The following is a 26,192-nucleotide window of genomic DNA, read 5'->3' as shown; positions in this document are numbered from 1 at the left end:
GGGGACAACCCTGAACTTTCCCCGATATCGGTTTTGACCTGGTGCTTTTCGTGCCCGACCCTGACAGTATCGAGGTGTCGGATCGCGCTGACGGCGGTTCGGAAAGACTTCGGGAGGAATGACATGTTCTGGAAGATCCTGGGCGTCGTCGCGCTGGTCTGGCTGGCGTTGATCGTGGTGGGCGCGTTGATCAAGGCGCTGTTCCCGATCCTGATGATCAGCCTCGTGGTGTTCGGGCTCTACCTGCTCTACAAGGCGGTATCGGGGTCGAACAAGTCCACGGTCGGCAAGCTGTAGTGAGACCGCGCTCACGGGCCGTTCGGTAAGCTATACCGAACGGCCCGAAGGCGTTTCGAAGCCCGGGCAAGGCGGTGGTGCGAGCCGTTCGCAAGATCGGCTACCATCATCGCTGCCTCTCGGTCCAGAAACCGGCCGTGGAGTCAGTTGGCGTGCGCTGAAGCCACTCACTATACGATCGGAGGCCAGAGGTTTGGTCTGTCCGGGAAACCCCATCGCCCCCCGCGACTTTCGTTCACGCGTCGGCGGTGACCGTGCGGCGTGAAAGTTTCGGCGGGCCCGGCCTCGGGATGGACCCGAGCTGGACCTTGCAGGAACCCTGGATGCTCCTGGTCGAGGACGACCCCGGTGACGCCCTGCTGGTGCAGGAACTCGTCACCGACGGCGCGCCCGGCCTGCGTCTGGAGTGGGTGCGTTCGCTGGCCGAGGCCGCGCGGCGGCTCGAGGGCGGATCGCCCGACTGTGTGCTCTTGGATCTCCACCTACCCGACGCCCAGGGCCTCGAGGCGCTGGCCCGCATCCGCGAGTACACCGACGCCGCCGTGGTGGTGATGACCGGCCTCGACGAGGAACAGACCGGTCTGGCCGCGGCCGCGGCGGGCGCGCAGGACTATCTGGTCAAGGGCCGGGTCGAACCCGATCTGTTCGGCCGCGCGGTCCGCTACGCCATCCAGCGCAAGCAGGCCGAACGCACCGCCGCCGCCCTCCAGGCGAGCCAGCTGCGGGCGCAGGAGAACGCCCGCCTCGAACGCGGCCTGCTGCCCACCCCGCTGCTGCCCGCCGACAGCGGCGTCTCCGTGCTGTCGCGCTACCGTCCCGGTCGCTCGCACGCCCTGCTCGGCGGCGACTTCTACGACGTCGTGCAGGACGGCGACGGCACCGTGCACGCGGTGATCGGCGACGTGTCCGGCCACGGCCCGGACGCCGCAGCCACCGGGGTCGCGCTCCGATTGGCTTGGCGCACACTGATTCTCAGCGGCGTCACGGGCGTCGAACAGTTGCGGGTGCTGGAACAGGTGCTGCTCGCCGAGCGGACCGATCGGCAGACCTTCGCGACCGCGACCAACCTCGTGCTCGACCCGGCCACCCGCACCGTGCGGGTGCAGCGGGCCGGGCATCCGGGCATGATCCTGCGGTCCGAGGACGACCTGCGCTGGATCGAGGTGCCGGGCGGCCCCGCCCTCGGCTTCCTGCCCGACCACGCCGACTGGCCGACCCACGAGCTGCACCTGCCCGACGGCAGCGGACTCATGCTGTTCACCGACGGCCTGTTCGAGGGCTGCACGGGGCCGGACCGGTCCCGCCTCGGCGAGGACGGCATGCTCGACATCGCCCGCGAGGTGGCGACGCGACGACCCCACACCTTCGTCGACGAACTGATCGGGCGCATCGAGGAACTTGCCGGTCCCACCGGCGGATTGGACGACGACTTGGCGATCATCTACCTGCGGTGGAGCGACGAGGGGCAGGCGCGATGACGTCGAGGGAATCCCGCATGGTCGGGCGTCTGACCGTGCAGACGTGGTTCCAGCTCGTGCTCGCCTCCATGATCCTGGTGGCGGTCGTCGGTTCGTTCGCGGTCGCCCAGGTCACCGCCAACACCACCGAGATCAGTGACCGGCTGCTGCTGCGCACACTGCCCGCGTCCGCGGAGGCGTATCGCCTGCAGAGCGCGCTGATCGATCAGGAGACCGGCGTGCGCGGCTACGCCATCAGCGCCGATCCGCAGTTCCTCCAGCCCTACACCGACGGCCGGGATCTGGAGCAGCGCGCGGTCGCCCGGCTGCGCGAGCTGCTGTCGGGGCGGCCGAACCTGCTGGCCGACGTCGACGACATCGAACGGGCCGCCGACCAGTGGCGGCGCGGCTACGCCGAACCGCTCACCGCGATTCAGGTTCCGGCACAAGCCCGTTCGGCCGGAACCGCGACCGCCGACCGCGGCAAGAGCATCTTCGACGAGGTGCGCGGCCGATTCGACAAGCAGAACGCCGATCTCGCGGCCGCCCTGGCCGACGATCACGCCGCGCTCGACCACGCGCGCACCGTGCGCAATGTCGTGCTGATCGGTCTGCTGGTGGTCTTCCTGCTGACCGGCGTGACGTTCACGATCCTGGTGCGGCGGCTCGTCGCGCGGCCGCTGCGCACGCTGACCGAGGCGTCGCTGAAGGTCGCCGACGGCGATTTCGGCCATCGGATCGTGCCGCACGGACCCGCCGATCTGGCCGCGGTGGCCGAGGCCGTCGAGGATATGCGCCTGCGCATCGTGACCCGGCTCGACCAATCCCGTTCGCAGGAGGCGGAATTGGCCGAACAGCGCGACGCGCTCGACGCCCAGGCCGTCGAATTGCGCCGCTCCAACGCCGAATTGGAGCAGTTCGCCTACGTGGCCTCGCACGATCTCCAGGAGCCGCTGCGCAAGGTGGCCTCGTTCTGTCAGCTGCTGGAGAAGCGCTACGGCGACAAACTCGACGAGCGCGGCAAGCAGTACATCGACTTCGCCGTCGACGGCGCCAAGCGCATGCAGGTGCTGATCAACGACCTGCTGACCTTCTCCCGGGTGGGCCGGGTCACCGGCGACAGCAAACCGATCGGCCTCGCCGAACCGCTGGACAAGGCGCTGTCGAATCTGTCCGCGGTCATCGAGGACACCGAGGCCCGCATCGAGCGGCCCGACGAACTGCCCGAACTCGTCGGCGAGCCGGTGCTGCTGACCATGTTGTGGCAGAACCTGATCGCCAACGCGATCAAGTTCCGCCGCCCGGAGCTGCCGCCCGACATCCGGATCACCTGCGCCCCCGATCCGGCGGGCGGCTGGCTGATCACGGTGTCCGACAACGGAATCGGCATCTCGCCCGAATTCGCGGAGAAGGTGTTCGTCATCTTCCAGCGACTGCACAGCCGCGACGAATACAGTGGCACCGGAATCGGGTTGGCCGTCTGCAAGAAGATCGTGGAATTCCACGGCGGCCGGATCTGGATCGATACCGATTACACCGAGGGCACTCGGTTCTGCTTCACCCTGCGCGGCGCCGATTCGGCCACCCGCGCCGCCGCCGACCTCGCATCCCGCACCCAAGGAGCCCCCGCATGACCACCTCCGGCCGTCCCATCGACATCCTGCTGGTGGAGGACGATCCCGCCGATGAACTGATGACGCGGGAAGCGTTCGAGGACAACAAACTTCGCAACACCCTGCACGTCGCGCACGACGGTCAGGAGGCGCTGGACTTCCTGTACCGGCAGGGCGAATACGCCGACGCCCCACGCCCCGACCTGATCCTGCTGGATCTGAACCTGCCGAAGTACGACGGCCGCCAGGTACTCGGCAAGGTCAAGGCCGACCCCGAGCTGGCCCACATCCCCGTCGTGGTGCTCACCACCTCCTCGGCCGAGGAGGACATCCTGCGCAGCTACAGACTGCACGCCAACGCGTATGTGACCAAGCCGGTGGATCTGGACCAGTTCATCGCGGCCATCAAGCAGATCGACGAGTTCTTCGTCCAGGTGGTTCGGCTGCCCTCGCAGCAGTAGGGCCTTCGCAGGATCGGAGAAACGCCGCCCCGAGACGGAACAATGGAAACGCCGCCCCGAATGTCCTTCTCGGGGCGGCGTTTTCGCGATGAATCAGTTGGTCGTGCTCAGACCTTCCGCGGACAGCGCGTCCTCGACGGTCGGGAACATCGCGAGCAGCTTGTCCAGACCCGTCACTTCGATGGGGCGGCGCACCGCGTCGGACGCGACCACGCGCAGGCGCTGCGGTTTGGCGGCCTCCGAGGCGACCATGAGGGCGCTGAGCCCGGCCGAGCCCATGAACCCGACATTCGTCATATCGAGCACCAGCGGGTTACCGCCGCGCTGACCCTCCTCGAGTGCGGACTGCAGGCTCGGTACCGACGCGATGTCGATCTCTCCGCGAACGGCGATAACGGTCGCGGCGCCCTGCGTGTGCACCTTGACATCCAGCATTCGAGATGTGCCTTCACCGCTCACAGACCGGCCCTCCGTATAAACCACGTTCCACCTCTGGAGCATCGAACTTCCGCCGCGCACACGTCGGCGCGGACAGGGACTGTCCCTACCGACTCTACTTACCCAGTCGATGCGGCGATAATCATGGGCCGGGTGAGCGCCTCGCCCGTGCGGTTTTCGCCACGTTGTCGAATAGCGCCGAAGTGTCTGGGTATAGCAATTTCCGAGCGTACGAGACTTGTCGTCGGCGCGCGAACGGGCGGGCTATCCTCGTGGCGACCGGCAGGAAGGCAGCAACAAGGTGACCACACTTCCGCGGCCCAGCTTCGAGTGTCCACCGGACCCGTTGGACATCAGCTTCCCCGCGATGCCCGATCGACTGGCCGACGTCCGCAAGCGGCTCCAGGAGTGGCTGGCGCGCTGCGGTCTGCCCGCCGAGACGATCTACGATCTGGTGCTGGCCGTCAGCGAGGCGTGCAGCAACGCGGTCGAACACGGCTATCGCGGCGAGGGCGGCATCGTGCGGCTGCACGTCTCGGCCGAGGAGACCGAATTGCGGATCACGATCTCCGACGAGGGCCGGTGGAAGTCGCGCGCGGAGGCGCCCGATCCCACCCGCGGCCGCGGCCTGGATCTCATCCGGGCGCTCGTGCCCGCGGCGCGGATCACCGGCGGGGCGGACGGCACCGTGGTCGACCTCCGCGTCCCCCTGATCGATAGCTAGCAACGTATTCGCAATCGCTAGGGGGTCACCGGTTTCGGTGTCTCCGTTCCCCCTGTTGAATGGGACACATGCAGCAGCTTCCCGAGGACTGGCAGCGCGGGTTGGTGATCGTGGCCCACCCCGACGACATCGAGTACGGCGCCGCCGCCGCGGTCGCGCGCTGGACCGGACAGGGCAAGGACATTCGCTACGTGCTCGCGACCCGAGGCGAGGCCGGCATCGCCGGACTACCCCCGACGCAGGCCGGGCCGCTGCGCGAGGCCGAGGAGCGCGCCGCCGCCCGGGTGGTGGGCGTGCACGAGGTCGAATTCCTCGGCTACCCGGACGGCCGCGTCGAACCGTCGCTGGCGTTGCGCCGCGATCTGGCTCGCGTGATCCGCAAACATCGGCCGGAACTGGTGGTGCTGTTCAACTTCGCCGACACCTGGGCGCCGGGCTACGCCAACAGCAGCGATCACCGGGTGGTCGGCCGGGCCGGGCTGGACGCGATCTCCGACGCCGGGAACGAGTGGATCTTCCCCGAACTCGGCGGCCTGCCGATCTGGACGCCGCGCTGGGCCGCGGTCATGGGCCCGGTCGTCACGCACGCCGTGGATGTCACCGAGACCGTCGATCTGGCCCTGAAATCCCTTGTGGCGCATGCCCGTTACCTCGGCGCGCTGAGCAGCGAGCCGATCGCCGACCAGGCGCGCGCCATCGTCGACCGCGCGACCGCCCCGCAGCCCGGTTTCCCCGCCGAGCGGGCCGTGGGCTTCGAGCTGTACTACTTCCGGGACTGAGCCGCGGCCACCCGCCGCACGATCGGCCGCCAGCGCTCGAGCGGCGCGACCGCGAGGCCCACGACCTTCCCCGCGTCGTCGGCGCGACGCAGGGCGACGGCCGCGGCGAAATCGGGGTCGGCCTCGAAGGCCGCGATCTCGGCGGCCGTCATCGGACCGCCCTGCGCCACGAGGGTGCGCCTGCTGGACGCGGACAATTCGGCCGCGTGCCGCGAATCCGTCGCCGCCAGATAGCGTTTCGCGACGACGTGCAGTTCGACGAGGCGGGCGACGCGCGGGCCGAGCAGTCCCCGTACCGCGTCCGCCCCGTGCCTGCCGTGCCCGGCGTCGTCGCCGGGGACCAGCGCGTGGCCGATATCGTGCACCAGACCCGCGACCTGCAACTCCTCGTCCTCGGGGTGCGAGCGGCGCAGCAGTTCGGCGCACTGGCGGTCGTGGTCGAGGATGTCGACCGGATCGCCGCTGCGATCGGGGGTGTCCCAGGCGTCGGCGCAGTCGGCGAGCAGGGTCATCAGCTCGTCCACCGAGGCGAGTGGCCGCCGTGTCGTCATGGGCCGGACCTTAACGCCGGTGGGTGAACAGGGAGTTGTCGGCTGTGGCAGGCTTGTTCCATGCGAGTGGCTGTGGTCGCGGGACCGGATCCCGGGCATGCGTTTCCGGCTGTCGCGCTCTGTCTGCGGCTGCTCGCCGCGGGCGACGAGCCGGTCCTGTTCACCGGCCCCCGCTGGTTCGAACCGGCGCGCGCGGCCGGAATCGGCGTGCGTCGCCTCAAGGGTCTGGCGCCGCGCCCGCAGGATGACGACGCCGACGCCGGGCAGCGCATTCACGAACGGGCCGCGCACATTTCGACCGAGATCCTGCCGGAACTGGGCGCCATGCTGCCGGAACTGGTGATCTCCGACGTGCTCACCGCGGGCGGCGGGATGGCCGCCGAGCGACTCGGCGTGCCGTGGGTGGAGCTGTCCCCGCATCCGTTGTATCGGCCGTCGAAGGCGTTGCCGCCCATCGGGAGTGGGCTCGCGCCGGGGGAGGGGCTGCGCGGCCGCACCCGGGACGCGGTGCTGCGCGGCCTGACCGCGCGCGCCGTGCAGCGCGGCGAACGACAGCGCGCCGCCGCCCGCGCGAGTATCGGTCTGCCCGAACAGGATCCGGGACCCGACGCCCGTCTCATCGCCACCCTGCCCGCCCTGGAAGTGCCGCGCCCGGACTGGCCCGCCGACACCCACCTGATCGGCCCGTTGCTGTGGGAGCCGACCACCGCCGAGCTGCCGCTTCCGCCCGGCGATGAGCCGCTGGTCATGGTCGCGCCGTCGACCGCGCACACCGGGGTGACCGGTATGGCCGAGGCCGTCCTCACCGCCCTCGACGGCGCGGGCGTGCGGGTGGTGATCTCCATGCTCGACGAGCCCCCGGCCGACCTGCCGCCGTGGGCGACCGCGGGTCTGGGGCGGCAGGACGCGCTACTGCGGCACGCCGATGTGGTGGTCGGCGGCGGCGGACACGGCCTGCTCGCCAAGACGCTGCTGGCCGGGGTGCCGATCGTGACCGTCCCCGGCGGCGGCGACCAGTGGGAACTCGCCAATCGCGCGGCGCGCCAAGGCGGTTCGATCCTGGTCCGCCCCTTCACCCCCGAGGCCGTTCGCGCCGCCGTGCGCCGGATTCTCGACGATCCGTCTTATCGCGCCGCCGCCGCGAAGGCCGCCGCCACCGCCGGCGCGGTGGCCGATCCGGTCGAGATCTGCCACCGCGTGCTGGACACCGCGCGCACCCGATGATCGACTCCCGGTAGCCTCGGCACGGTGCGATTGACTGACTTCCGGGAACTGTTGCACGAGGAGTTCGGGGTGTCGCGCGGCGACGCCCTGCTCACCGACCACACCCTCCCCGCCCTCGGCGGCCGCACCGGCGCCCAGGCCATCGAGGCGGGTGTCGATCCCCGCGACGTGTGGCGGGCCCTGTGCGCCGAATTCGACGTGCCACGCAATCGGTGGTGATCCCGTCGCCCCGCCACATCTCTCGCGACTCGGCGGATCGAGGCGAGGCCAGCGGGCAACGGGTCGGGTAGCGAGCCACGGCCGGTTCCCGTGGGGGACCGACCGTGGCTCGGTAGCCGTTCGGCAATCTGCGAGGTGCTGGTCAGCGGCCGGTTCGCGAGGTGCTCGGACGTCCAGCTCCGCCGGGTCGTCCACCCGGGCGGCGTCGACGGCGCGGGTGTGGCGATGGAACAGGGCGAACGCCGCCAGTCCGAGGACGATGCCCGTGCCCCCGGCCACGGCGACCGCCGCGTCGAGCCCGTTCACGAAGTCCGGCAACGGGATTCGCGGCCCGTCCCCGGCCGTACTGCGAAACACCATGCCCAGCACCGCGACTCCCAGTGCCAGGCCGAGCTGCCGGGCGGTGTTCACCGCACCGGCGGCCGTCCCGCTCTGCTGCGGCGGCACCGCCGCCATCCCGACCGACACCAGCGGCGGCGCCATCAGCCCGACCCCGACGCCGATGATCACGAAGCCGAGCACCAGCGCGGACCAGGAGGAATCGGTGTCCACCACGGTCAGCGCCGAGGCCCCCGCGCCGATCACCACCAGCCCGCCACCGATCGTCCACTTCGGCGCGAGATCGTGCAGGAACCGCCCGAACACCCCCGACACCACGAACGACGTGGCCGCCAGCGGCAACAACGCCAACCCGGCGCGCAGCGGCGTCAGCCCCAGCGGCTGCTGCAACCACAGCGAGAGGAACGGACTCGCCGCGAACGCGGCGAAGCTCAACCCCGCCGCGGCGAGCAGCGTCGCCACGAACTCCCGATTGCGCAGCAGCGCGAGCGGGAACATCGGTGCGGCGGAGCGTGATTCGATCACCGCGAACCCCGCTACGGCCAGCACGCCCACCGCCACCGCGAGCAGCGCGCGGGTATCGTCCCAGCCGTGCTCGCCCGCGCGGATGATGCCGTAGGTGAGCGCCGTCGCCGCCACCGCGAACGCCACCATCCCCGCGAGGTCCACACCCCTGCCGGAGTGCCGTCGCGAGGCCGGGAACACCAAGGCGGACAACGCGATCGCCAGCACCGCGATCGGCAGATTCACCAGGAAGATCCACCGCCACGACAGCAGATCGGTGAGCACACCGCCCAGCACCACGCCGGTTCCCGCCGCCGCGCCCGACACCGCGCCCCACGCGCCGAACGCCACGCCGCGATCGCGCCCGGTGTAGGTGGCGTGCAGCAGCGACAGCGTGGTCGCGAACATGGCCGCGCCGCCGACGCCCTGCACCGCCCGCGCGGCCACCAGCACCCCCGCCGACTGCGCGAGGCCGCAGGCCAGCGAGGCGAGCGCGAACACCACCAGCCCGGCCAGATAGGTCGGCTTGGCGCCCACCCGGTCGGCCAGCGATCCGAGCACCAGCAACAGCGCCGCCAGCGCCAGCGCGTAGCCGTCGACCACCCACTGCAATCCGGACAATCCGGTGCCCAGATCGAGCGCGATATCGGGTAGCGCGACATTGACGATGGTGACGTCGATGAGCAGCATCAGCGTGCCGAGACACGCGGCGAACAGGGGAAGCCATTTCCGCATGGCCGACCTCCGGAATCGAATCGAATGATATCGACGCCAAGGTTCCGCCATGGTTCAATATCCACCCAGTCATCCGCCGAACAGCGATGGATTCCACCGATGACCTTCGACGAGGCTCACGATTCCTCCATTCTCGATCTGCTCGACAAGCAGATCGTGCACGCGCTGCTGTGCGACGCGCGCGTCCCGTTCGCGAAACTCGGCGCGGTGCTGGGCGTTTCGGAGCAGACCGTGGCCCGGCGCTACCGCTCGCTGCGCCGGCGCGGCATCATCCACGTCTCCGGACTGGTGAACGCGGTGCCGCTCGGCCACACCCGCTGGGTGCTGCGGCTGCGCTCCACCCCGGACAAGGCGCTGCGCCTGGCCGAATCGCTGGCCCGGTTCCCGGACGTGAGCTGGGTGTCGCTGCTGTCGACGGGTTCGGAGGTGGTGTGCGTGAGCCGCCCGCACTCCACCGAACGCCGCGACGCCCTGCTGTTGCACACCCTGCCGCGGGCCCCGCAGGTGGTGGAGATCCGCGCGCACGAGGTGCTGCATCGGTTCCCGTCGGAATCGGAGTGGCCGCACTACGCCCGCCTGCTCACCGACGAGCAACGCGCGGCGCTGGGGGAGCGCCCGCAGATCCGGGAGAGCGATCCGGCGCCGCCGGTGGACCTGTCGGCCGCCGACGAGGTCATGCTGGCGATCCTGGCCCGCGACGCGCGCGCCTCCTACGCCCGGATCGCGGCCGAAACCGGTTGGAGCCCAACGCGAGTCGCGCGCCGGATGGACGAGCTGGTCGAGGCGGGCGTGCTGTACTTCGATCTCGACTTCGCCATCGAACGCATGGGATACGCGCTGCGGGCGTCGCTGTGGTTGCAGATCCGGCCCGCCGATCTGGCCGCGGTGGGCGCCGCCGTCGCCGCTCATCCGGAGGCCGCCTTCGTCGCGGCCACGACGGGCGCCACCAATCTCTTCGTCTCGCTGGTGTGTCGCGACAGCGCGCACCTGTACCGCTACGTCACCGAGCGGCTGGGCGCGCTCGACGGCATCACCGGCGTAGAGGTGACCCCCGTGCTGCGCGCGCTGAAACAGGCTCAGGCGCTGCTGCATACCGATCGCGTCACCCTGGTGCCCGAGTCGAACCGCAGGTAGCCGAGGCGCGGTGCGTGTCGTAGGGCGCGTCGCTTGCCTCGAACACGTGTTCGTCTAAGCTGGCCGACAGAACTTGTCGGTGCCGCCCTCTAACGTAGGCGTCAACCACACACCGAGACACCCGTCGAGAAGGGGACCAGACGATGGCACCACAGGCTTACGACCGCGACAAGGCGCTCGAACTCGCGCTCGCGCAGGTCGAGAAGAGCTTCGGCAAGGGCGCGGTGATGCGCCTGGGCGAGGAGGCGCACCAACCCATCTCGGTCATCCCGACGGGTTCGATCGCGCTCGACGTCGCCCTGGGCCTGGGCGGCCTGCCGCGCGGCCGCATCGTGGAGATCTACGGTCCGGAGTCCTCGGGTAAGACCACCGTCGCCCTGCACGCCATCGCCAACGCGCAGGCCAACGGCGGTGTCGCGGCGTTCATCGACGCCGAGCACGCGCTGGATCCCGAGTACGCCCGCAAGCTCGGCGTCGACACCGACGCGCTGCTGGTCTCCCAGCCCGACACCGGTGAGCAGGCGCTCGAGATCGCCGACATGCTGGTGCGTTCCGGCGCGCTGGACATCATCGTCATCGACTCGGTGGCCGCGCTGGTGCCGCGCGCCGAGATCGAGGGCGAGATGGGCGACAGCCACGTCGGTCTCCAGGCTCGCCTCATGAGTCAGGCCCTGCGCAAAATGACCAGCGCCCTGAACAATTCGGGCACCACCGCCATCTTCATCAACCAGCTGCGCGAGAAGATCGGCGTCATGTTCGGCTCGCCCGAGACCACCACCGGCGGTAAGGCGCTCAAGTTCTACGCCTCGGTCCGCCTCGACGTCCGCCGCATCGAGACCCTCAAGGACGGCAGCGACGCGGTCGGCAACCGCACCCGCGTCAAGGTCGTCAAGAACAAGGTCTCCCCGCCGTTCAAACAGGCCGAGTTCGACATCCTGTACGGCGTGGGCATTTCCAAGGAGGGCTCGATCATCGACATGGGCGTCGAGCAGGGCTTCATCCGCAAGTCCGGCTCCTGGTTCACCTACGAGGGCGACCAGCTCGGCCAGGGCAAGGAGAACGCGCGCAAGTTCCTCCGCGAGAACACCGACGTGCGCGACGAGATCGAGAAGAAGATCAAGGAGAAGCTCGGCATCGGCGCCGATGTCACCGCAGACGCGGGTGCCGAGGCACCCGTCGACTTCTAGCCGATGCCCCACCGGGAAGCGTCGGGGCCCACCCCTTTTGCGGGCCCCGACGCGACTCGGCTCGAGGCCGTCGACCGCCTCCGCCACCAACCCTCCGACCCGGGTCCGCCCCGTCGCGCCCCGAAACGCGTTGCGGCCAAAGGCGATTCGACCGGCCTCTGGCGCTCCGACGGCGGCTCGGTCGTCCACCCCACCCCCGCCAAAACGGAAACCCAGGCCAAGAACCTGTCCCTGCGCCTGCTCGCCGACCATCCCCACACCCGTGCGGACCTGGTCACCATCCTGACGGCCAGGGGATTCCCCCCGCCCACGATCGATCAGGCCCTGGACGACCTGACCGCCCTCGGCCTGCTCGACCGGTCACTTGCCGAAACAGCCGAGGACGCCCCCGACACACCCACGCGTACCGCGGCTCCGCACCCGAATGCCGACGCGGGGCACCCGGGCCGAAACGCTCGCGTCGAACGCGGCGGCAGGGCCGACATCGCGAAAGCGACACCCGCGACGATCGAAGGCGATCGGGCGAGGAGCGTCCGCCCCGGCCAGCCGGACACCCCTGGCGGCACACCGAGCCAAGCGAAAGACGCCTGCCTGCGCCTCTTGGCCGACGGCATATCCGGCCGCTCGGCCCTCACGAACGCTCTGGCCGGAATGGGCTTCGCCCCCGAGGTCATCGCGAGCGCCCTGAACCACCTCACCACCCTCGGCCTGCTCAACCTTCGTGCCCCGGCGACCACACCCGAATCGACCTTTCCCCCCGAGGGCGACCAACGACCGAACGACACCCCCTCGCGCCCAGATCACCATCACGATGGCGAGCGCCCTCGGAGAACGGACTCGGCTCAGGCAGACGACTCGGAGACAAAGCGCCGCGCCGCATCTGGCCGCCGCGGTCGAGCCGAGGATGGGCTCGGCGCTGAGGGTCATGCATCGGAACACGAGTCCCGTAGTGCGGCACGCGATCCCGAGGCGCGGGGCCGTCGGCGGAGGGAGCGTGGGCATGGTACCGGCGCACCCGACGGGGAATCGGAGCCGCGCGGGGGCGGTACCGAGGCTCAGGCGAAAGATATCTGCCTGCGGTTGTTGACCGACCGCGCGCGTAGCCGTGCCGAATTGGCGAAGAAGTTGGCGGACAAGGGTTTCGCCGAGGCGGTGGCCGAGCGCGCGTTGAATCGGCTCGCCGAGGTCGGACTCATCGACGACGCCGCCTTCGCGGAGCAATGGGTGCACTCCAGGCACACCTATTCCGGCCGCGGCCGCAAGGCCCTCGCCGAGGAACTCCGCCGTAAAGGCGTGGCCCCCGAACACGCCGAACCGGCCCTCGCGACCATCACGACCGCCGCCGAACGCGACCGCGCCACCGAACTGGTCCACCGCAAACTTCAGACCCTGCCCGAGGACCTGGACCGCGACAAGGCGATTCGTCGCTTGGTCGGCATGCTGGCCCGGCGCGGCTTCGACCCCGCCACAGCCCATACGGTCGTCCTCGCTGTCATCTCGGAGGCGGCCTTGCCGAGCGAACCACGCGAACCCGCACCCACAGCACCGAATGCCGGACAGCCCGCTCCGGCCGACTCCGCCGCCGATCTGGTCGAACGGAAACTTCGGACCCTCCCGCGAGACCTGGACCGGGACAAGGCGATTCGTCGCTTGGTCGGCATGCTGGCCCGGCGCGGCTTCGACTCCGCGACCGCCCATCGGGTCGTCCGGTCGGCGGTCGACGACGCGGGCTTCCGCCAGCCGCCCACCCAGGCCGACGCGCCCGCCGCCGCCTCGGGCAATGATTTCGACGAGGCCGCGGCCCTCGACCTCATCCGCCGCAAACTCCGCAACGGACCGCCCGCGGGCGAGCGGGAGAAGACCGTTCGCCGCCTGGTCGGCATGCTCGCCCGGCGCGGCTACAACCAATCCGCCGCCTACGCCCTGGTGAAAGCCGAACTCGCCGAATAAGCCCGGAACAACGGAAACCCTCTGTTCAGAGGCTATTGCTCACCGGGCGGCAGCCCGAGTTCGGCGAAGGGCGAGGCGGCTATCAACTCCTCCACGCCATCGTCTCCCCAGTGACCCAGCAGGCAGCGGTGTTCCACCCACTCGTACTCCACGCGGTGGCCGTTGCCCTCGAATCGCAGCGTCTCATGACCGAGACGCACTGCCCCGCGCGGCATTTCGGTGTAATTCAGGATCCGCGCGCCGATCGTCGCCCGTAATGCGAGCATGCCGTCGCGTTCGTCGATCGTCGCCGTTCCGAAGTACTTCCGGCCATCCGGATTTCGTCCGCGCACGAGGTAGCGTCCGACGGCCGAATATCGGGGCTCCCAATACGCCGCGGTCTTCGCCCTGATCAGCTCCGGAGATCTCGGCAACCGCAGCGAGTATTCGCTCACCTCATCATGATTCAGCAGACCCAATTGGTGCCCGCGATAGACCAGCGCCGCCTGCAGTCGGCCGTATGTCGCCGCGATGGAGAAATCGCCGGCGGAGATCGCCAGCCGCAGGCCGTGAATGTGCCGCAGGCGGTCCGGCAACGCACAGTCGTCGAGTCGCACCGGCACGATGAACGCCGTCCCCTCCGGATTGCGGTCCGCGAGGTCGAGGGCCTGCGTGATCTCCTTGTTGACGTATCCCGCGCGCGACACGCTGGCGGTACTGAGAAAGACCGCGACGGTGTCGGACCGCGCGATCGCCCGCGATATCTCCAGCGCCCACTCCTGCCCGGGGACCAGGGATTCCTCGTCCAGCCAAGGCTCGAAGCCGTCCAATGCCAGCAGCCGGGCCACCTCCCGCACCGACGGCTTGTCCGCATTGGAATGCGCGAGAAACACCCGCAATCGACGTTCCGGCACCGTTCGCCCCCTGCACCCGCGTCTCGGAATGTGGTCAGCGCGATGCCCTTCCGAGGGTTCGTACCGCGCGGCGATCCGATCACAACCTACCTCGCGCGGCCGCGCCCCGTGACGGTTCCGACAGGACCCGGCCCTGGTCATCCGACCCGCCAACCCCGAGACTGAACATCGTGGAAAACGCAACCGAGGCAACGAGATCCGAAGTCGAGGCATTTCTCCGGGCGCGCGGAGCCGACGACATCGACCACCCCGGCGGCACCCTGCTCGCCCATCTCCGCAGGGTCGCCGACACCCTGGCCAGCTGGCGGGCCGCCCCCACGGTCCAGCTGGCGGGGCTGGCCCACGCCGTCTACGGCACGGACGGATTCGACGTCGCCCTGCATCCGGTCGACGACCGGGCCCCCATCGTCGAACTGCTGGGCGAGGAGACCGAAGCCCTGGTCTACCTGTACGCCAGCTGCGACCGAACGGCCGTCTACCCGAATCTCGACGCCCCGCGCCTGCGCTTCCGGGACCGCTTCACCGGGCGCGAACACGAACCCGGCGACCCGGACCGCCGAGCCTTCCTGGAGATCACCGTCGCCAACGAACTCGACGTCATGGCCCACAACGCCGCCCTCGCCGCCGAACACGGCCCGGCCCTCTACGGACTGTTCAGCCGAACCAGGTCGTACCTGTCCGCCGACGCGTGGAACGCCTGCTCGGCGCTACTCGGCCCCTGAGCGCCGAATCAACTACCCCGATTCTCACCCAACTCCTCCGCGATCGGATTGGGCGGAATATCCTCCTCCTGCTCCGCGAGACCCGGATGCGAATGCGTCCGCCGCTGCGCCGCGCGGTCGGCGGGATCGCGGTCGGGGGAGAGGTCGACCGATTGCAGGACCTCTCCGATATTGGCGTAGGACTCCGGCGGAATGGCCCGCAACGCCCGGACCGTGTCCTGGTCGGCGCCCGCCCGGCTCGCACAGCTCACCAGCGTGTCCTTGTCGGCGGGGAAATCGGCGTCGGTCAGAGCCGCGCGCACGCGCGTCGCGTCGGTTGTCACCATCGGAACCTCCTCGGGTCGAGCTACCGGGTGGCGATCATCGCCCCTCGGCTCGCGGTACCCGCTTCGGAGGGGGTCTCACATCTCGGGCAGCGGGATCAGTTCGAGATGTTCGGCGGGCGCCGACTTCTTCGCGCACGACCCCCGCGACGCCACCACACTCACCCCGCCCCGGTGCGCCACCAGCCATCTTCCGCACACACACCGTAAGTAGCGGACCGAACCGTGCGCCGAGACTTCCATCGGCGACGACCAGGAGCAGGCGGGGCAGGTGTCGGACATAGCAGCCAACACTGAAGACCAACCGGTGCGAATGCAATCACCGCCCCGGCGTGGCGAGTGAATCGTTGGACAACCGCTCCCGGGCGCGAGCAGTGGCGAAACCAACGCCCGGAAGCGGTGCCCGTCCAGGATGCGCGAACCCACCCCGGGCTCACGATGATTGGGCTCACCACGAATTCAACGAGACCGCCAGCCCCGTTTCGCCATGCGGACGCTCAGGGGACCCCGTGCCCCGAAACAACGAAAGCGGGCCGATCCCGAAGGACCGGCCCGCTCGCCGAAAACCGACTACCGCGTGGCCCCCGTCAGATCGAGCCCCGGCGCCGCACCGGTCATCACCGAATCCGCCGCCAGCGTCACCCGCCCCCGCTTCCGGGACCGCAACCGGCCCTCGAGCCAGATGGCGAACCGCGACAAGGCCCAGTTCAGCGCGATCATGATGGCCGCGACGATGAACAAGGCGGGAACGGGATTCCCTTGTGCCGCGCCGAGCTGCTGGCCCTGTCGCACGACCTCCTGATAACCGATCTGATAGCCGAGTGCCGAATCCTTCAGCGCCACAACCATTTGCGACACGATCGCGGGCAGCATCGCCGTGATCGCCTGCGGCAGCAGCACGATCCGCATCAACTGCCCCTTGCGCATACCCAGCGCGATCGCCGCCTCCGACTGTCCCCGCGGCAGCGATCGGATCCCCGAACGCACGATCTCGGCGATGACCGACCCGTTGTAGACCGTCAGCGCGATCACCACCGCCGCCAACGCCAGCTGATCCGACGGGAACACCGCGTTCTTCGCGAAGTAGAAATACAGGAAGATCATCAACACCAGCACCGGAATGGCCCGCGCGAATTCGACGATCACCCCCGCGACCACCCGCACCACCCGATGATCCGACAATCGCGCGATCCCGAAGACCATCCCGATCACCAGCGCGAAGACGATCGAAAGCGCCGCGGCGACAATGGTTCCCCGCAGACCCGGCAGCACATACGTCTGCCACACCTCCGAATCCAAGAAGGGCTTCCACTTCGCAGCGGTGAACTGCCCCTTGCTGTCGAACCCGCGATAAACGAAATACAGCGCCGCCACGATGACGATCGCGACCAGCACCGAATAGATGTTGTGCCGCACCCGGGCCCTGGGGCCCGGCGCGTCGTAGAGGACCGAAGCACCGGAACTCATCGAGCCACCTCGAATCGCTTGGCCAGCCAACCGAACAGCAGGCCGGTAGGCAGGGTGAGGATGACGAACCCGATGGCGAAGATCGCGCCGATGACGAGCACCTGCGCCTCGACATCGTTCATATCCGCCATCAGGTACGCGGCCTCGTGCACACCGATGGCCGAGGCGATCGTCGAGTTCTTGGTCAGCGCGATCAATACGCTGCCCAGCGGCGCGATGACCGACCGGAACGCCTGCGGCAACACGATCATCCGCAGGTTCTGCCCGAAGGTGAGGCCGAGCGACCGCCCCGCCTCGGACTGGCCGAGCGATACGGTGTTGATGCCCGACCGCAGCGATTCGCACACGAAAGCCGCGGTGTAGATGCTCAATCCGATCACGGCCCAGCGGAAGGCGTTCTCCTCGATCGAGTTCGCGCCGTGCGCGAGTTCGATGCGCATGGTGCTCAGCAGGCCGATCGAACAGAACACCAGGATCAGCGTGAGCGGGGTGTTGCGGAAGATCGTCACGTACGCCGTGCCGACCCAGCGCGCCACCGGCACCGGCGACACCCGCATGGCGGCGACGAGGGTGCCGAGGATCAGCGCGCCGATCGCCGACAACACGGTCAATTTGATGGTCATCCAGAACGCGTCGAGCAGTTCGGAGTCGTATCTGGAGATCAGGTCGAACACGGCGGACGTGCTCCTCGCGGTGTCAGGGAATCAGGATCGATTCAGTACCGGTCGACGCTGGGCGGCGCCGGAACCTGGAAACCCGTTCCGGCGAAATCCTTTTCGAGGGTCGACTTCCAGGTGCCGTCGTTGATCATCGCCTCGATCGCGTCGTTGATCTTGTCGCGCGAGTCCTTGTCGCCCTTCTTGACGCCGATGCCGTACTTCTCGGTGGTGAACGGCTTGTTGACCAGCTTCAGCTGACCCGGCGACTGCGCGGCGTATCCGGCGAGGATGACGTTGTCGGTGCTGACCGCGTCCATCGCGCCCGACTTCAGCGCCTCGATGCACAGCGAGTAGGTGTCGTAGGTCTGGAGCTGGGCGTCCTTGTAGTTCTTGTCCAGGTTCTGCGCGGGGGTCGAACCCTTCACCGAGCACACCTTCTTGCCCTTGAGCGAATCCGGGCCGGTGATGTCGGTATTGTCGGCGCGCACGAGCAGATCCTGGCCCGCGACGTAGTAGGGGCCCGCGAAGTCGACCTTCTCCTTGCGCTGATCGGTGATCGAATACGTGGCCACGATGAAGTCCACCTGCCCGTTCTGGATCAACGTCTCCCGCTGCGCCGACGGCGCCTCCTTGAACGTGATGTTCTCCGGCTTCACCCCCAGCTTGCCCGCGACATACGTGGCGACGTCGACGTCGAATCCGGAGAACGAGCCGTTCTTGTCGCGCAGGCCCAGGCCGGGCTGGTCGAATTTGATGCCGACGGTGAGTTTGCCGTCGGCGGCGTGCTGGGCCGCGGTCTTGTCGCTGCCGCCGCCGCAGCCGCTGGCCACCGCCGCGAGGGCGAGCGCGCCGATTCCGAGGCGCAGTGCGCGAGTGATCCTCATCGAATTCCTTCTCTCTGGTGCGTGTGGGAGATGATCGTCACCGATCAGTGGCTCAAGATCTTGCCCAAGAAATCCTTGGCGCGCTCCGAACTCGGTGCGGTGAAGAAGGTTTCGGGCTCGGCGTCCTCGACGATCTGGCCGTCGGCCATGAACAGCACGCGGTCCCCGGCGCGGCGGGCGAAGCCCATCTCGTGGGTGACCACGAGCATGGTCATGCCGTCCTTGGCCAGTTGGACCATCACCTCGAGCACCTCGTTGACCATCTCCGGGTCCAGCGCGGAGGTGGGCTCGTCGAACAGCATGACCTTCGGATTCATCGCCAGCGCCCGCGCGATCGCCACCCGCTGCTGCTGGCCGCCGGACAGCTGCGCCGGATACTTCTCGGCCTGGTTCGCGATGCCGACGCGTTCGAGCAGTTGCATCGCCGTCTCGCGCGCCTTCTTCTTATCGATGCGGCGCACCTTGATCGGCGCCAGCATGACGTTCTCCAGAATCGTCTTGTGCGCGAACAGGTTGAACTGCTGGAACACCATGCCGACATCGGCGCGGAGTTTGGCCAGCGCGCGGCCCTCCGCGGGGAGTTCCACCCCGTCGACGGCGATCGTGCCGGAGTCGATCGGCTCGAGCCGATTGATGGTGCGGCACAGCGTCGATTTGCCGGAACCGGAGGGCCCCAGCACGATCACCACCTGCCCCTTGGGCACCTCGAGATTGATGTCCCGCAGCACGTGCAGAGCGCCGAAGTGCTTGTCCACCTTGCGCATCGCGATCATCGGCGGTGCGGCGGCGGTCGCGGTCGGGCTCACAGCGGTGTCGGTGCCGGGTGTCGCGTCGGCAGCATCGGTCATGGGGACGACCTTAAGGCGAAAATGCGGACAATGCGCAACTTTGCGAAACGCGTCGAAGCAGCGCCGATAACGATTAACCGAACCTTGACATTGGTGATGGGTATCACCGCGGGTCCCGGACGGGGGTGGAAAAGCGCTTCCGGGCAACCGATACCCTGGACGGGTGAATTCTGCTGTGCGGCTCGAGGAAGGTTCGGCGATCGCGGGGCCGGCGCGCACCTACGAGGTCCGCACCTACGGCTGTCAGATGAACGTACACGACTCCGAGCGCCTGTCCGGCCTGCTCGAGGACGCGGGTTACGTCAAGGCCGATCCCGGCGCGACCGCCGATCTGGTCGTGTTCAACACCTGCGCGGTGCGCGAGAACGCCGACAACAAGCTCTACGGCACGCTGGGTCATCTGGCCCCGATCAAGGCCGAGCGGCCCGGCATGCAGATCGCGGTCGGCGGCTGCCTGGCCCAGAAGGACCGCGATACCGTCGTGCGCAAGGCGCCCTGGGTGGACGTGGTGTTCGGCACCCACAACCTGGGTTCGCTGCCGGTGTTGCTCGAACGCGCCCGGCACAACGAACAGGCCCAGGTCGAGATCCTCGAATCGCTCGAGGCGTTCCCCTCCACGCTGCCCGCCCGGCGCGAGTCGGCCTACGCGGGCTGGGTCTCGATCTCGGTGGGCTGCAACAACACCTGCACGTTCTGCATCGTGCCCGCCCTGCGCGGCAAGGAGATCGACCGCCGCCCCGGCGATGTGCTCGCCGAGGTGCGGGCCCTGGTCGAACAGGGTGTGCTGGAGGTGACGCTGCTCGGGCAGAACGTGAACGCCTACGGGGTCAACTTCGCCGATCCGGACGACCCGCGCGACCGCGGCGCCTTCGCCCGGCTGCTGCGCGCCTGCGGCGATATCGACGGGCTCGAGCGGGTGCGCTTCACCTCGCCGCATCCGGCCGAGTTCACCGACGACGTGATCGAGGCGATGGCCGAGACCCCGAACGTCTGCCCGCAGCTGCACATGCCGTTGCAGTCGGGGTCGGACCGCGTGCTCAAGGCCATGCGGCGGTCCTACCGCAAGTCCCGCTACCTCGGCATCATCGACAAGGTCCGGGCGGCCATGCCGCACGCGGCGATCACCACCGACATCATCGTCGGCTTCCCGGGCGAGACCGAGGAGGACTTCCAGGAGACCCTCGACGTGGTCCGGCAGGCGCGGTTCACCAGCGCGTTCACCTTCCAGTACTCGATCCGGCCGGGCACCCCCGCGGCGACCATGCCCGATCAGGTGCCCAAGGAGGTCGTGCGGGAACGCTACGACCGGCTCGTCGCCCTGCAGGAAGAGATCTCGCTCGACGCCAATCGCGCGCTGCTCGGCCGCGAGGTCGAACTGCTGGTCGCCGAGGGCGCGGGCAAGAAGAACGCCGCGACCGCGCGCATGAGCGGCCGGGCGCGCGACGGCCGCCTGGTGCATTTCCGCCCGCCCGCGGACAACACGATCCGGCCCGGTGACATCGTCACGGTCGAGATCACCGGCGCCGCACCGCATCACCTCATCGCCGACGCGCCGATCCGCACCCATCGCCGCACCCGCGCGGGCGACGCGCACGAGCGCGGCAGCACGCCCAAGACCGCGCCCATCGGTGTGGGACTGGGCATTCCGCGCATCGGCGCGCCCGAGCCCGTCGCGGTCGCGGCGTCGGCGTGCGGCTGCGACGCATGAGCACGCGACGACGGAGGCGGTGACCGGCGATGGTCGACGATGACAAAAGCCAAGGGGCACAAGGCGATCCGAACGAGGAGCAGATGAATCCGGCCGAGACCCGAACCTTCGAGCAGTACCACGACGAACTGGAGGCGGTCGAGCGCCGGATCGCCGGGGAGATCGATCCCGGCCACCGCGCGATGGTGGTGGCGGGCGCGGTGTTCGTGCTGTTGCTGTCGCTGGTGCTGCCGCACGCGGGCGGGGCGCGCGGACTCGATGTGGTGCTCTACGACCACGCCGCCCAGGTCGAGCACATCGGCCTGCCCTCGCGCGTATTCGGTTGGATCGTGGTCGTGTTCGGCATCGGCTTCTCCTCGCTCGCCCTGCTCACCCGGCGCTGGGCGCTGGCCTGGATCGCGGTCGCCGGATCGGCCATCGGCAGCGTGTTCGGCGTGCTGTCGATCTGGCATCGGCAGACCCCGGGCCTGGGTGACTACCGGGGTGCCGGACCGGGCATCGGCCTGATCCTGGCGACGCTGGCGATCGTCGTGCTGACCTTCCACTGGATCAAGGTGGTGTGGAGCCGCACCACGCTGCACCTGCAAGCCGAAGAACAGCGCCGGGTCGCCGCCGCCGAGGCGGAGGAGAAGCACCGCCGGTGGCTGCGCGGGGAGACCGAGGAGTAGCTCAGCCCGCGCGGCGCAGCGCGACCACGGGAATGGTGCGGGAGGTCTTCGCCTCGTGATCGGCGAAGAACGGGTACAGCTCCTTGATCTGTCGCCAGACCCGTTCCCGCTCCTCGCCGCGCAGGGATTCGGCTGTGGCGGAATAGGTTTCGTCGCCGACTTCGACCGTGACGTTCGGATCGGCCGCCAGGTTCAGATACCAGTCCGGGTGCCGGGGCGCGCCGATATTCGACGCGATCACCAGCACCCGATCGCCGTCGGGATGGAACATCATGGGCGTGGTGTAGGGCCGACCCGACCTGCGGCCGGTGGTGGTGAGCAGCAGCAGGCGATCGCGGTGCATGCCCTCGATCTCCCCGCCCGCGCGGAACTGCTCGATCACCCGGCGATTGGTCTCGCGCACGTCCATGGCTCTCCTCAGCGCTGGCTGACCGCGCCCTCGGCGGCCTCGGCCCATTCCCGCCACTGCTTGGCCTGCTCGAGGGCCTTTTCCGCGTCGCGGGTGCGGCCCGCCGCCTGGGCCTTCGCGGCCTGTTCCTCGAATTGCGCCACGCGCTCGCGGAATTGGGCCGCGCGGGCCATGGCCTCGGGATCGGTGCGCCGCCACTGGGCGTCGGCGGCCTCGCGCACCCGCTTCTCGATCGAGCGCAGGCGGCCCTCGAGTTCCTGCATCCGCTCGCGCGGCACCTTGCCCAGCGCGTCCCACTTCTCTTGCAGCTCACGCAGAGTCGCGCGGGCGGAGTCGAGATCGGCGTCCGGATCGATGCGGTCGGCGTAGGCGCGCAGCAGTTCCTCCTTGGCCGCGGCGTTGTGCTCGAATTCGGCGTCGCGTTCGGAGGCGGCGGCGTTGCGGGCGGCGAAGAACACGTCCTGCGCGCTCTTGAAGCGCCGCCACAGCTGCTCGTCGGCCTCGCGCGGGGCCCGGCCCGCGGCCTTCCACTCGGCCAGCATGTCGCGGAAGGTCGCGGCCGTGCCCGCCCAGTCGGTCGAGCCGGACAGCTCCTCCGCGCGCACGCAGAGTTCCTCCTTGCGCGTCTTGGCCGCGGCGCGCTCGCGATCGAGCTCGGCGAAGTGCGCGCCCCGGCGGCGGTTGAACGACTCCCGCGCCTTGGAGAAACGCCGCCACAGCGCGTCGTCGACCTTGCGGTCCACGCCGCGGATCGTCTTCCACTCGTCGAGGATCTCGCGCAGCCGATCGCCCGCGACCTTCCACTGCGTGGACTCGGCCGCGATCTGCTCGGCCTCCGCGCAGAGCGCCTCCTTGCGCTCGGTCTGCTCGTGGCGGGTGCGCTCCTTCTCCTCCTTGGCGTGCGCGGCCGCCTCGTCGGAGTGTTCGATGATCGCCCGCAGCCGCTGGTGCAGGCCGTCGATATCGCCGATGACCGCCGCGGTCGGCAGCGAGTCGGCGAGCGCCATGGCGGCGTTCTTCGTCTTGCGCGCGTCGGTTCCGGCGGCGAGCCGGGCCTCGAGCAACGCGACCTCGGTGGCCAGATCGTCGAAGCGACGGCCGAAGTGGGCCAGGCCCTCGGCGGCGTCCCCGGCCTGCCACGACCCGATGATCCGCTCACCCTCGGCGGTCTTGACCCACGCGGTACCGTCCTCGTCCACGCGACCCCAGCGGCTCGGATCGCTGACCGTCGGCACCACCACCGGATGCGGATGTTCTGCCGGGGCCGGGCCGGGAACAGGTTTGACCGCGTGCGGCTTGGGGGTATCAGGCTTACGGGACCCCGGTTTCGGGGCGCCCGGCTTGCGCGCGGGGCCGGGCGTCGGACGGGTCGCGGCGGAGTTGCTGGACCGCTGCGCCGTGCCGGTGTCCGCCTGGGTGGCCTTCTCGGTTCCGCTGTTCTCGGTCATCGCTCCTCGTCCCTGCCGCGCGTCACGGCTGCCTGGTTACGCCCTAGCTCATCCCATTCAACCAGCCAAGAGGCAGATTTGCCGTGTCTTGTCGCCGGTGGCGTGACGGAACCGGTTGCTGGGATCGGTGAAATATACCGGGAAGTGCGGCGATACGGGTTGCGGATTCGATGGCGAGCGGGCTTTCCGGAGCGGGTCGTGACCGGGCCGTAGCCTGGGAAAACTGATCGGTCGACCATCTTGTGGCGGGCTCGGAACACGACGTTTGCCCAATTGTTACGGGCGGTGGGGGAGGGGAACTTTCGGGCGTTCGGAGGGGTCGCGGCCGGTCCGGGGTGATATCGCGATTGCGGCGGTAGCGGATCGATTGCCCTAGCCCCTTTCCTTCCATACGGAGCCGTCGACCCGTCGGACGTGAATCGGCTTGCGGGGCAACGTCGTTCGAGCCGCCCTTCGAGAGCCGACCGGTCGGTGCGAACGCCCCGGCTCCGCGTTCGGCGCGCCCGCTACGGTTGACCCTGTGTTCCGTCTCGCCGTGCTGATCCCCTCGCCGCCCGTGCTGGTCCCCGAACTGTGCGGCGGGGACCCCACGGCGGATTCGGACCACGCGGCGGCGAGCGTGCCCGAGCTGCGCGCGGCCGTGCTCTCGGCCGCGGGCACGCTCGCGGGGGAGGCTGAGCACTGGACGATCGTGGGCACCGGGGAGCGTGCGCGCATCCTCGGCCCCGACGCCGCGGGCACCTTCCGGGGCTTCGGCGCCGACGTGTGGGTGGGGTTGTCCGAATCCGCCCTGGCCGGTTCCGAATTCGACCCCGAACTGCCCCTCGCCGCGCTGATCGGCGGCTGGATCCGCAGCCGGGTCGCTCCCGGTGCGACGGCCGACGCCCGGATCCTCGCGGCCGACACACCCATCGAGACATGCCTCGACCAAGGCGCGGCGCTGCGCGCGGAACTGGACGCCCGCCCCGAGAAGTGCGGCGTGCTCGTCGTCGCCGACGGCGCGGCCACCCTGTCCCTCGCCGCCCCCGGCTATCTGCACCCCCGCGCGGGGGAGGTGCAACAGGGCATCGACCGGGCGCTCTCGGCCGGAGACCGGGAGGCGTTGGCGGCGCTGGACGCGGACCTGTGCGCCGAACTCGACGTCTCCGGCCGCGCCGCCCACCAGCTCCTCGCGGGCCTGTTCGACTCGGCGCCCCGGGTTGAAACCCGGTACAGCGCAGCACCTTTCGGCGTCGGATATCACGTGAGCGTCTGGCGCCCGGACGGCGACGCGTGACCACGCCCGTCGCCGTGATCGGCCCGACCGCCACCGGGAAATCCGATCTGGCCCTGGATCTGGCGCAGCGCCTGAACGGCGAGATCGTCAATATCGACGCGATGCAGCTCTACCGCGGCATGGACATCGGCACCGCCAAACTGCCCCTCGCGCAACGCCGCGGCATCCCGCACCATCAGCTCGACGTCCTCGACGTCACCGAGACCGCCACCGTCGCCGCATACCAGACCGCCGCCCGCGCCGACGTCGAGGCGATCCTCGCCCGGGGCCGCACCCCGGTCATCGTCGGCGGCTCGATGATGTATGTCCAAGCGCTGCTGGACGATTGGGACTTCCCCGCCACCGACCCGGACGTGCGCGCGAAATGGGAGACCCTGCTGGCCGAGCGGGGCGTGGCCGCCGTGCACGCCGCGCTGCGGTCCGCCGATCCGGTCGCCGCCGAGACCATCCTGCCCACCGACGGTCGCCGCATGGTGCGCGCGCTCGAGGTGGTGGAGCTGACCGGCCGCCCGTTCGCCGCCTCCCAGCCCGGCCGCGGCCGCCCGCGCTGGGACGCGCTGATCCTCGGCGTCGACCGCGACACCGCCGAACTCGACGCCCGCATCGAGGCCCGCACCGCGAAGATGTTCGCCGACGGACTCGTCGACGAGGTGCGCGCGCTGATCGACCGCGGCCTGCGCGATGGGCAGACCGCGCGCCGCGCCATCGGATACGCACAAGTCCTCGCCTACCTCGACAACGAATACGACCTGACACATGCGCGGGAGCGCACCCTCATCGGCACCCGCCGCTACGTGCGCCGGCAACGGTCCTGGTTCCGCCGCGACCCGCGGGTGCGATGGGTCGACGGCGCCGATCCCAGGCTGACGGAGACGGCGCTGGCGCTGGTGCGCGCCCACGCGCCCGGCGACGATCAGGAACGAATCCGGCAGTGACGACCCGTAACGCGACGGTCGGGGAGTGGCGGGCGCTGCTCACCCACCGCGCCGCCCGCCACCACGACGGCCGCTTCCTCGTGCACGGCCGCGCCGCCATCACCGCGGCCGTCGCCAACGACTGGCCGATCGAGGCCCTGCTGTACCGTCTCGGTGCGCCCGAACCGCCCGCCTGGGCGCGGGAGCTGCTCGACCGCCGGCCCGGGAATTCCGCGAGCGGCAGGCCGCGCGCGGCACGCCCACCCGCCTCGTCGGTGTCGTCGCCGCGCACGAGGAGCCCGCGGCGCGGCCGGTGTTCGAGCACGACTTCTCGGATGCGACGATCATCGTGATCGGCGAC

General features: G+C 69.5%; 28 protein-coding genes and 3 pseudogenes. 19 read left to right on the top strand and 12 right to left on the bottom strand.

Translation table 11 applies throughout. From position 1 onward, the window contains the following. Positions 1-123 precede the first annotated feature (123 nt). The 4 genes from ACWDSJ_RS19680 (at position 124) to ACWDSJ_RS19665 (ending at position 3,828) form a co-directional block, all read left to right on the top strand. Positions 124-297, top strand: a complete 174-nt coding sequence (locus ACWDSJ_RS19680) for a hypothetical protein (RefSeq protein ID WP_450033467.1) — start codon at positions 124-126, stop codon at positions 295-297. Positions 298-620: 323 nt separating this feature from the next. Next, positions 621-1,775, top strand: coding sequence for a PP2C family protein-serine/threonine phosphatase (locus ACWDSJ_RS19675; RefSeq protein ID WP_450033466.1), 1,155 nt, complete (start codon positions 621-623; stop codon positions 1,773-1,775). Between the two features lie 17 nt (positions 1,776-1,792). Continuing rightward, positions 1,793-3,388: a sensor histidine kinase gene (locus tag ACWDSJ_RS19670; RefSeq protein ID WP_450033465.1), complete on the top strand. Its 1,596-nt coding sequence runs from the start codon at positions 1,793-1,795 to the stop codon at positions 3,386-3,388. Then, entirely contained in the window at positions 3,385-3,828 is a 444-nt protein-coding gene (locus ACWDSJ_RS19665) for a response regulator (RefSeq protein WP_450033464.1), read from the top strand. Before ACWDSJ_RS19670 ends, ACWDSJ_RS19665 begins: the two co-directional genes overlap by 4 nt. A 93-nt stretch (positions 3,829-3,921) precedes the next feature. Here ACWDSJ_RS19665 and ACWDSJ_RS19660 read toward each other — a convergent pair whose 3' ends face one another. Further along, complete coding sequence (locus ACWDSJ_RS19660; RefSeq protein ID WP_387356363.1) at positions 3,922-4,263, bottom strand: STAS domain-containing protein; 342 nt, start codon at positions 4,261-4,263, stop codon at positions 3,922-3,924. Positions 4,264-4,633: 370 nt separating this feature from the next. Between ACWDSJ_RS19660 and ACWDSJ_RS19655 the strand changes: the two genes are divergently transcribed. Continuing rightward, entirely contained in the window at positions 4,634-4,990 is a 357-nt protein-coding gene (locus ACWDSJ_RS19655; protein WP_450033463.1) for an ATP-binding protein, read from the top strand. A 68-nt stretch (positions 4,991-5,058) separates the two neighbouring features. Beyond that, a complete protein-coding gene (locus ACWDSJ_RS19650; protein WP_450033462.1) occupies positions 5,059-5,769 on the top strand; it encodes a PIG-L deacetylase family protein in 711 nt (236 codons plus the stop codon). On the opposite strand, the gene ACWDSJ_RS19645 is transcribed toward ACWDSJ_RS19650, so the two are convergent. Next, entirely contained in the window at positions 5,754-6,320 is a 567-nt protein-coding gene (locus ACWDSJ_RS19645) for an HD domain-containing protein (protein ID WP_450033461.1), read from the bottom strand. The genes ACWDSJ_RS19650 and ACWDSJ_RS19645 overlap by 16 nt on opposite strands. A gap of 60 nt (positions 6,321-6,380) precedes the next feature. Here ACWDSJ_RS19645 and ACWDSJ_RS19640 point away from each other — a divergent pair, with 60 nt between their 5' ends. Continuing rightward, on the top strand, positions 6,381-7,544 hold the full coding sequence (locus ACWDSJ_RS19640; RefSeq protein ID WP_450033460.1) for a glycosyltransferase: 1,164 nt from the start codon (positions 6,381-6,383) through the stop codon (positions 7,542-7,544). 24 nt (positions 7,545-7,568) lie between these two features. Next, positions 7,569-7,763 (top strand): DUF3046 domain-containing protein, encoded by a 195-nt coding sequence (locus ACWDSJ_RS19635; protein WP_387356373.1) that lies wholly within the window; start codon positions 7,569-7,571, stop codon positions 7,761-7,763. 411 nt (positions 7,764-8,174) lie between these two features. Here the strand turns inward: ACWDSJ_RS19635 and ACWDSJ_RS19630 are convergent. Continuing rightward, positions 8,175-9,296, bottom strand: a pseudogene (locus tag ACWDSJ_RS19630) (MFS transporter); the annotation flags it as partial. 144 nt (positions 9,297-9,440) lie between these two features. Here ACWDSJ_RS19630 and ACWDSJ_RS19625 point away from each other — a divergent pair. The 5 genes and pseudogenes from ACWDSJ_RS19625 (at position 9,441) to ACWDSJ_RS19605 (ending at position 13,612) form a co-directional block, all read left to right on the top strand. After that, positions 9,441-10,475, top strand: a complete 1,035-nt coding sequence (locus ACWDSJ_RS19625; protein WP_450033459.1) for an Lrp/AsnC family transcriptional regulator — start codon at positions 9,441-9,443, stop codon at positions 10,473-10,475. A gap of 143 nt (positions 10,476-10,618) precedes the next feature. Next, on the top strand, positions 10,619-11,662 hold the full coding sequence (recA, locus tag ACWDSJ_RS19620; protein WP_387356379.1) for a recombinase RecA: 1,044 nt from the start codon (positions 10,619-10,621) through the stop codon (positions 11,660-11,662). Between the two features lie 3 nt (positions 11,663-11,665). Then, positions 11,666-11,986, top strand: a pseudogene (locus ACWDSJ_RS19615) (hypothetical protein); the annotation flags it as partial. A 657-nt stretch (positions 11,987-12,643) separates the two neighbouring features. Continuing rightward, positions 12,644-13,147 (top strand): annotated as a pseudogene (gene recX / locus ACWDSJ_RS19610) (recombination regulator RecX); the annotation flags it as partial. Positions 13,148-13,171: 24 nt separating this feature from the next. Beyond that, positions 13,172-13,612 (top strand): hypothetical protein, encoded by a 441-nt coding sequence (locus ACWDSJ_RS19605; RefSeq protein WP_450033507.1) that lies wholly within the window; start codon positions 13,172-13,174, stop codon positions 13,610-13,612. Between the two features lie 32 nt (positions 13,613-13,644). Here ACWDSJ_RS19605 and ACWDSJ_RS19600 read toward each other — a convergent pair whose 3' ends face one another. Continuing rightward, entirely contained in the window at positions 13,645-14,505 is an 861-nt protein-coding gene (locus ACWDSJ_RS19600; protein WP_450033458.1) for a toll/interleukin-1 receptor domain-containing protein, read from the bottom strand. A gap of 170 nt (positions 14,506-14,675) precedes the next feature. On the opposite strand from ACWDSJ_RS19600, the gene ACWDSJ_RS19595 reads away from it, so the two are divergent. Next, positions 14,676-15,227: a DUF6817 domain-containing protein gene (locus tag ACWDSJ_RS19595; protein ID WP_450033457.1), complete on the top strand. Its 552-nt coding sequence runs from the start codon at positions 14,676-14,678 to the stop codon at positions 15,225-15,227. Positions 15,228-15,235: 8 nt separating this feature from the next. Here the strand turns inward: ACWDSJ_RS19595 and ACWDSJ_RS19590 are convergent, their stop codons facing one another. The 6 genes from ACWDSJ_RS19590 to ACWDSJ_RS19565 form a co-directional block, all read right to left on the bottom strand. Then, entirely contained in the window at positions 15,236-15,553 is a 318-nt protein-coding gene (locus ACWDSJ_RS19590; protein ID WP_450033456.1) for a DUF2795 domain-containing protein, read from the bottom strand. A gap of 75 nt (positions 15,554-15,628) precedes the next feature. Beyond that, positions 15,629-15,832: a hypothetical protein gene (locus ACWDSJ_RS19585; protein WP_387356386.1), complete on the bottom strand. Its 204-nt coding sequence runs from the start codon at positions 15,830-15,832 to the stop codon at positions 15,629-15,631. 288 nt (positions 15,833-16,120) lie between these two features. Beyond that, entirely contained in the window at positions 16,121-17,017 is an 897-nt protein-coding gene (locus ACWDSJ_RS19580; RefSeq protein WP_450033455.1) for an amino acid ABC transporter permease, read from the bottom strand. Further along, positions 17,014-17,691, bottom strand: coding sequence for an amino acid ABC transporter permease (locus tag ACWDSJ_RS19575; protein WP_450033454.1), 678 nt, complete (start codon positions 17,689-17,691; stop codon positions 17,014-17,016). The genes ACWDSJ_RS19580 and ACWDSJ_RS19575 overlap by 4 nt, the downstream gene beginning before the upstream one ends. Before the next feature lie 41 nt (positions 17,692-17,732). Continuing rightward, positions 17,733-18,560 (bottom strand): glutamate ABC transporter substrate-binding protein, encoded by an 828-nt coding sequence (locus ACWDSJ_RS19570; RefSeq protein WP_387356392.1) that lies wholly within the window; start codon positions 18,558-18,560, stop codon positions 17,733-17,735. 44 nt (positions 18,561-18,604) lie between these two features. Then, positions 18,605-19,333: an amino acid ABC transporter ATP-binding protein gene (locus ACWDSJ_RS19565; protein WP_450033506.1), complete on the bottom strand. Its 729-nt coding sequence runs from the start codon at positions 19,331-19,333 to the stop codon at positions 18,605-18,607. Positions 19,334-19,571: 238 nt separating this feature from the next. On the opposite strand from ACWDSJ_RS19565, the gene miaB reads away from it, so the two are divergent. Together miaB and ACWDSJ_RS19555 are read left to right on the top strand one after the other, a co-directional pair. Then, a complete protein-coding gene (gene miaB / locus ACWDSJ_RS19560; protein ID WP_450033453.1) occupies positions 19,572-21,116 on the top strand; it encodes a tRNA (N6-isopentenyl adenosine(37)-C2)-methylthiotransferase MiaB in 1,545 nt (514 codons plus the stop codon). A gap of 83 nt (positions 21,117-21,199) precedes the next feature. Beyond that, a complete protein-coding gene (locus ACWDSJ_RS19555; RefSeq protein WP_450033505.1) occupies positions 21,200-21,784 on the top strand; it encodes an Rv2732c family membrane protein in 585 nt (194 codons plus the stop codon). 1 nt (position 21,785) lies between these two features. On the opposite strand, the gene ACWDSJ_RS19550 is transcribed toward ACWDSJ_RS19555, so the two are convergent. Next, entirely contained in the window at positions 21,786-22,193 is a 408-nt protein-coding gene (locus tag ACWDSJ_RS19550; protein WP_450033452.1) for a nitroreductase family deazaflavin-dependent oxidoreductase, read from the bottom strand. Between the two features lie 8 nt (positions 22,194-22,201). Continuing rightward, a complete protein-coding gene (locus tag ACWDSJ_RS19545) occupies positions 22,202-23,641 on the bottom strand; it encodes a DUF349 domain-containing protein (protein WP_450033451.1) in 1,440 nt (479 codons plus the stop codon). Positions 23,642-24,161: 520 nt separating this feature from the next. Here ACWDSJ_RS19545 and ACWDSJ_RS19540 point away from each other — a divergent pair. From ACWDSJ_RS19540 to ACWDSJ_RS19530, 3 genes are read left to right on the top strand one after another with little or no spacing between them, the layout of a single operon-like run. Then, entirely contained in the window at positions 24,162-24,917 is a 756-nt protein-coding gene (locus ACWDSJ_RS19540) for a hypothetical protein (RefSeq protein WP_450033450.1), read from the top strand. After that, positions 24,914-25,852 (top strand): tRNA (adenosine(37)-N6)-dimethylallyltransferase MiaA, encoded by a 939-nt coding sequence (gene miaA / locus ACWDSJ_RS19535; RefSeq protein WP_450033449.1) that lies wholly within the window; start codon positions 24,914-24,916, stop codon positions 25,850-25,852. Before ACWDSJ_RS19540 ends, miaA begins: the two co-directional genes overlap by 4 nt. Beyond that, entirely contained in the window at positions 25,849-26,184 is a 336-nt protein-coding gene (locus ACWDSJ_RS19530) for a hypothetical protein (RefSeq protein WP_450033448.1), read from the top strand. Before miaA ends, ACWDSJ_RS19530 begins: the two co-directional genes overlap by 4 nt. Positions 26,185-26,192: the final 8 nt, after the last annotated feature.

Source organism: Nocardia sp. NPDC003482, assembly GCF_053588115.1.
This window is presented reverse-complemented; position numbering and strand designations above follow the sequence as displayed.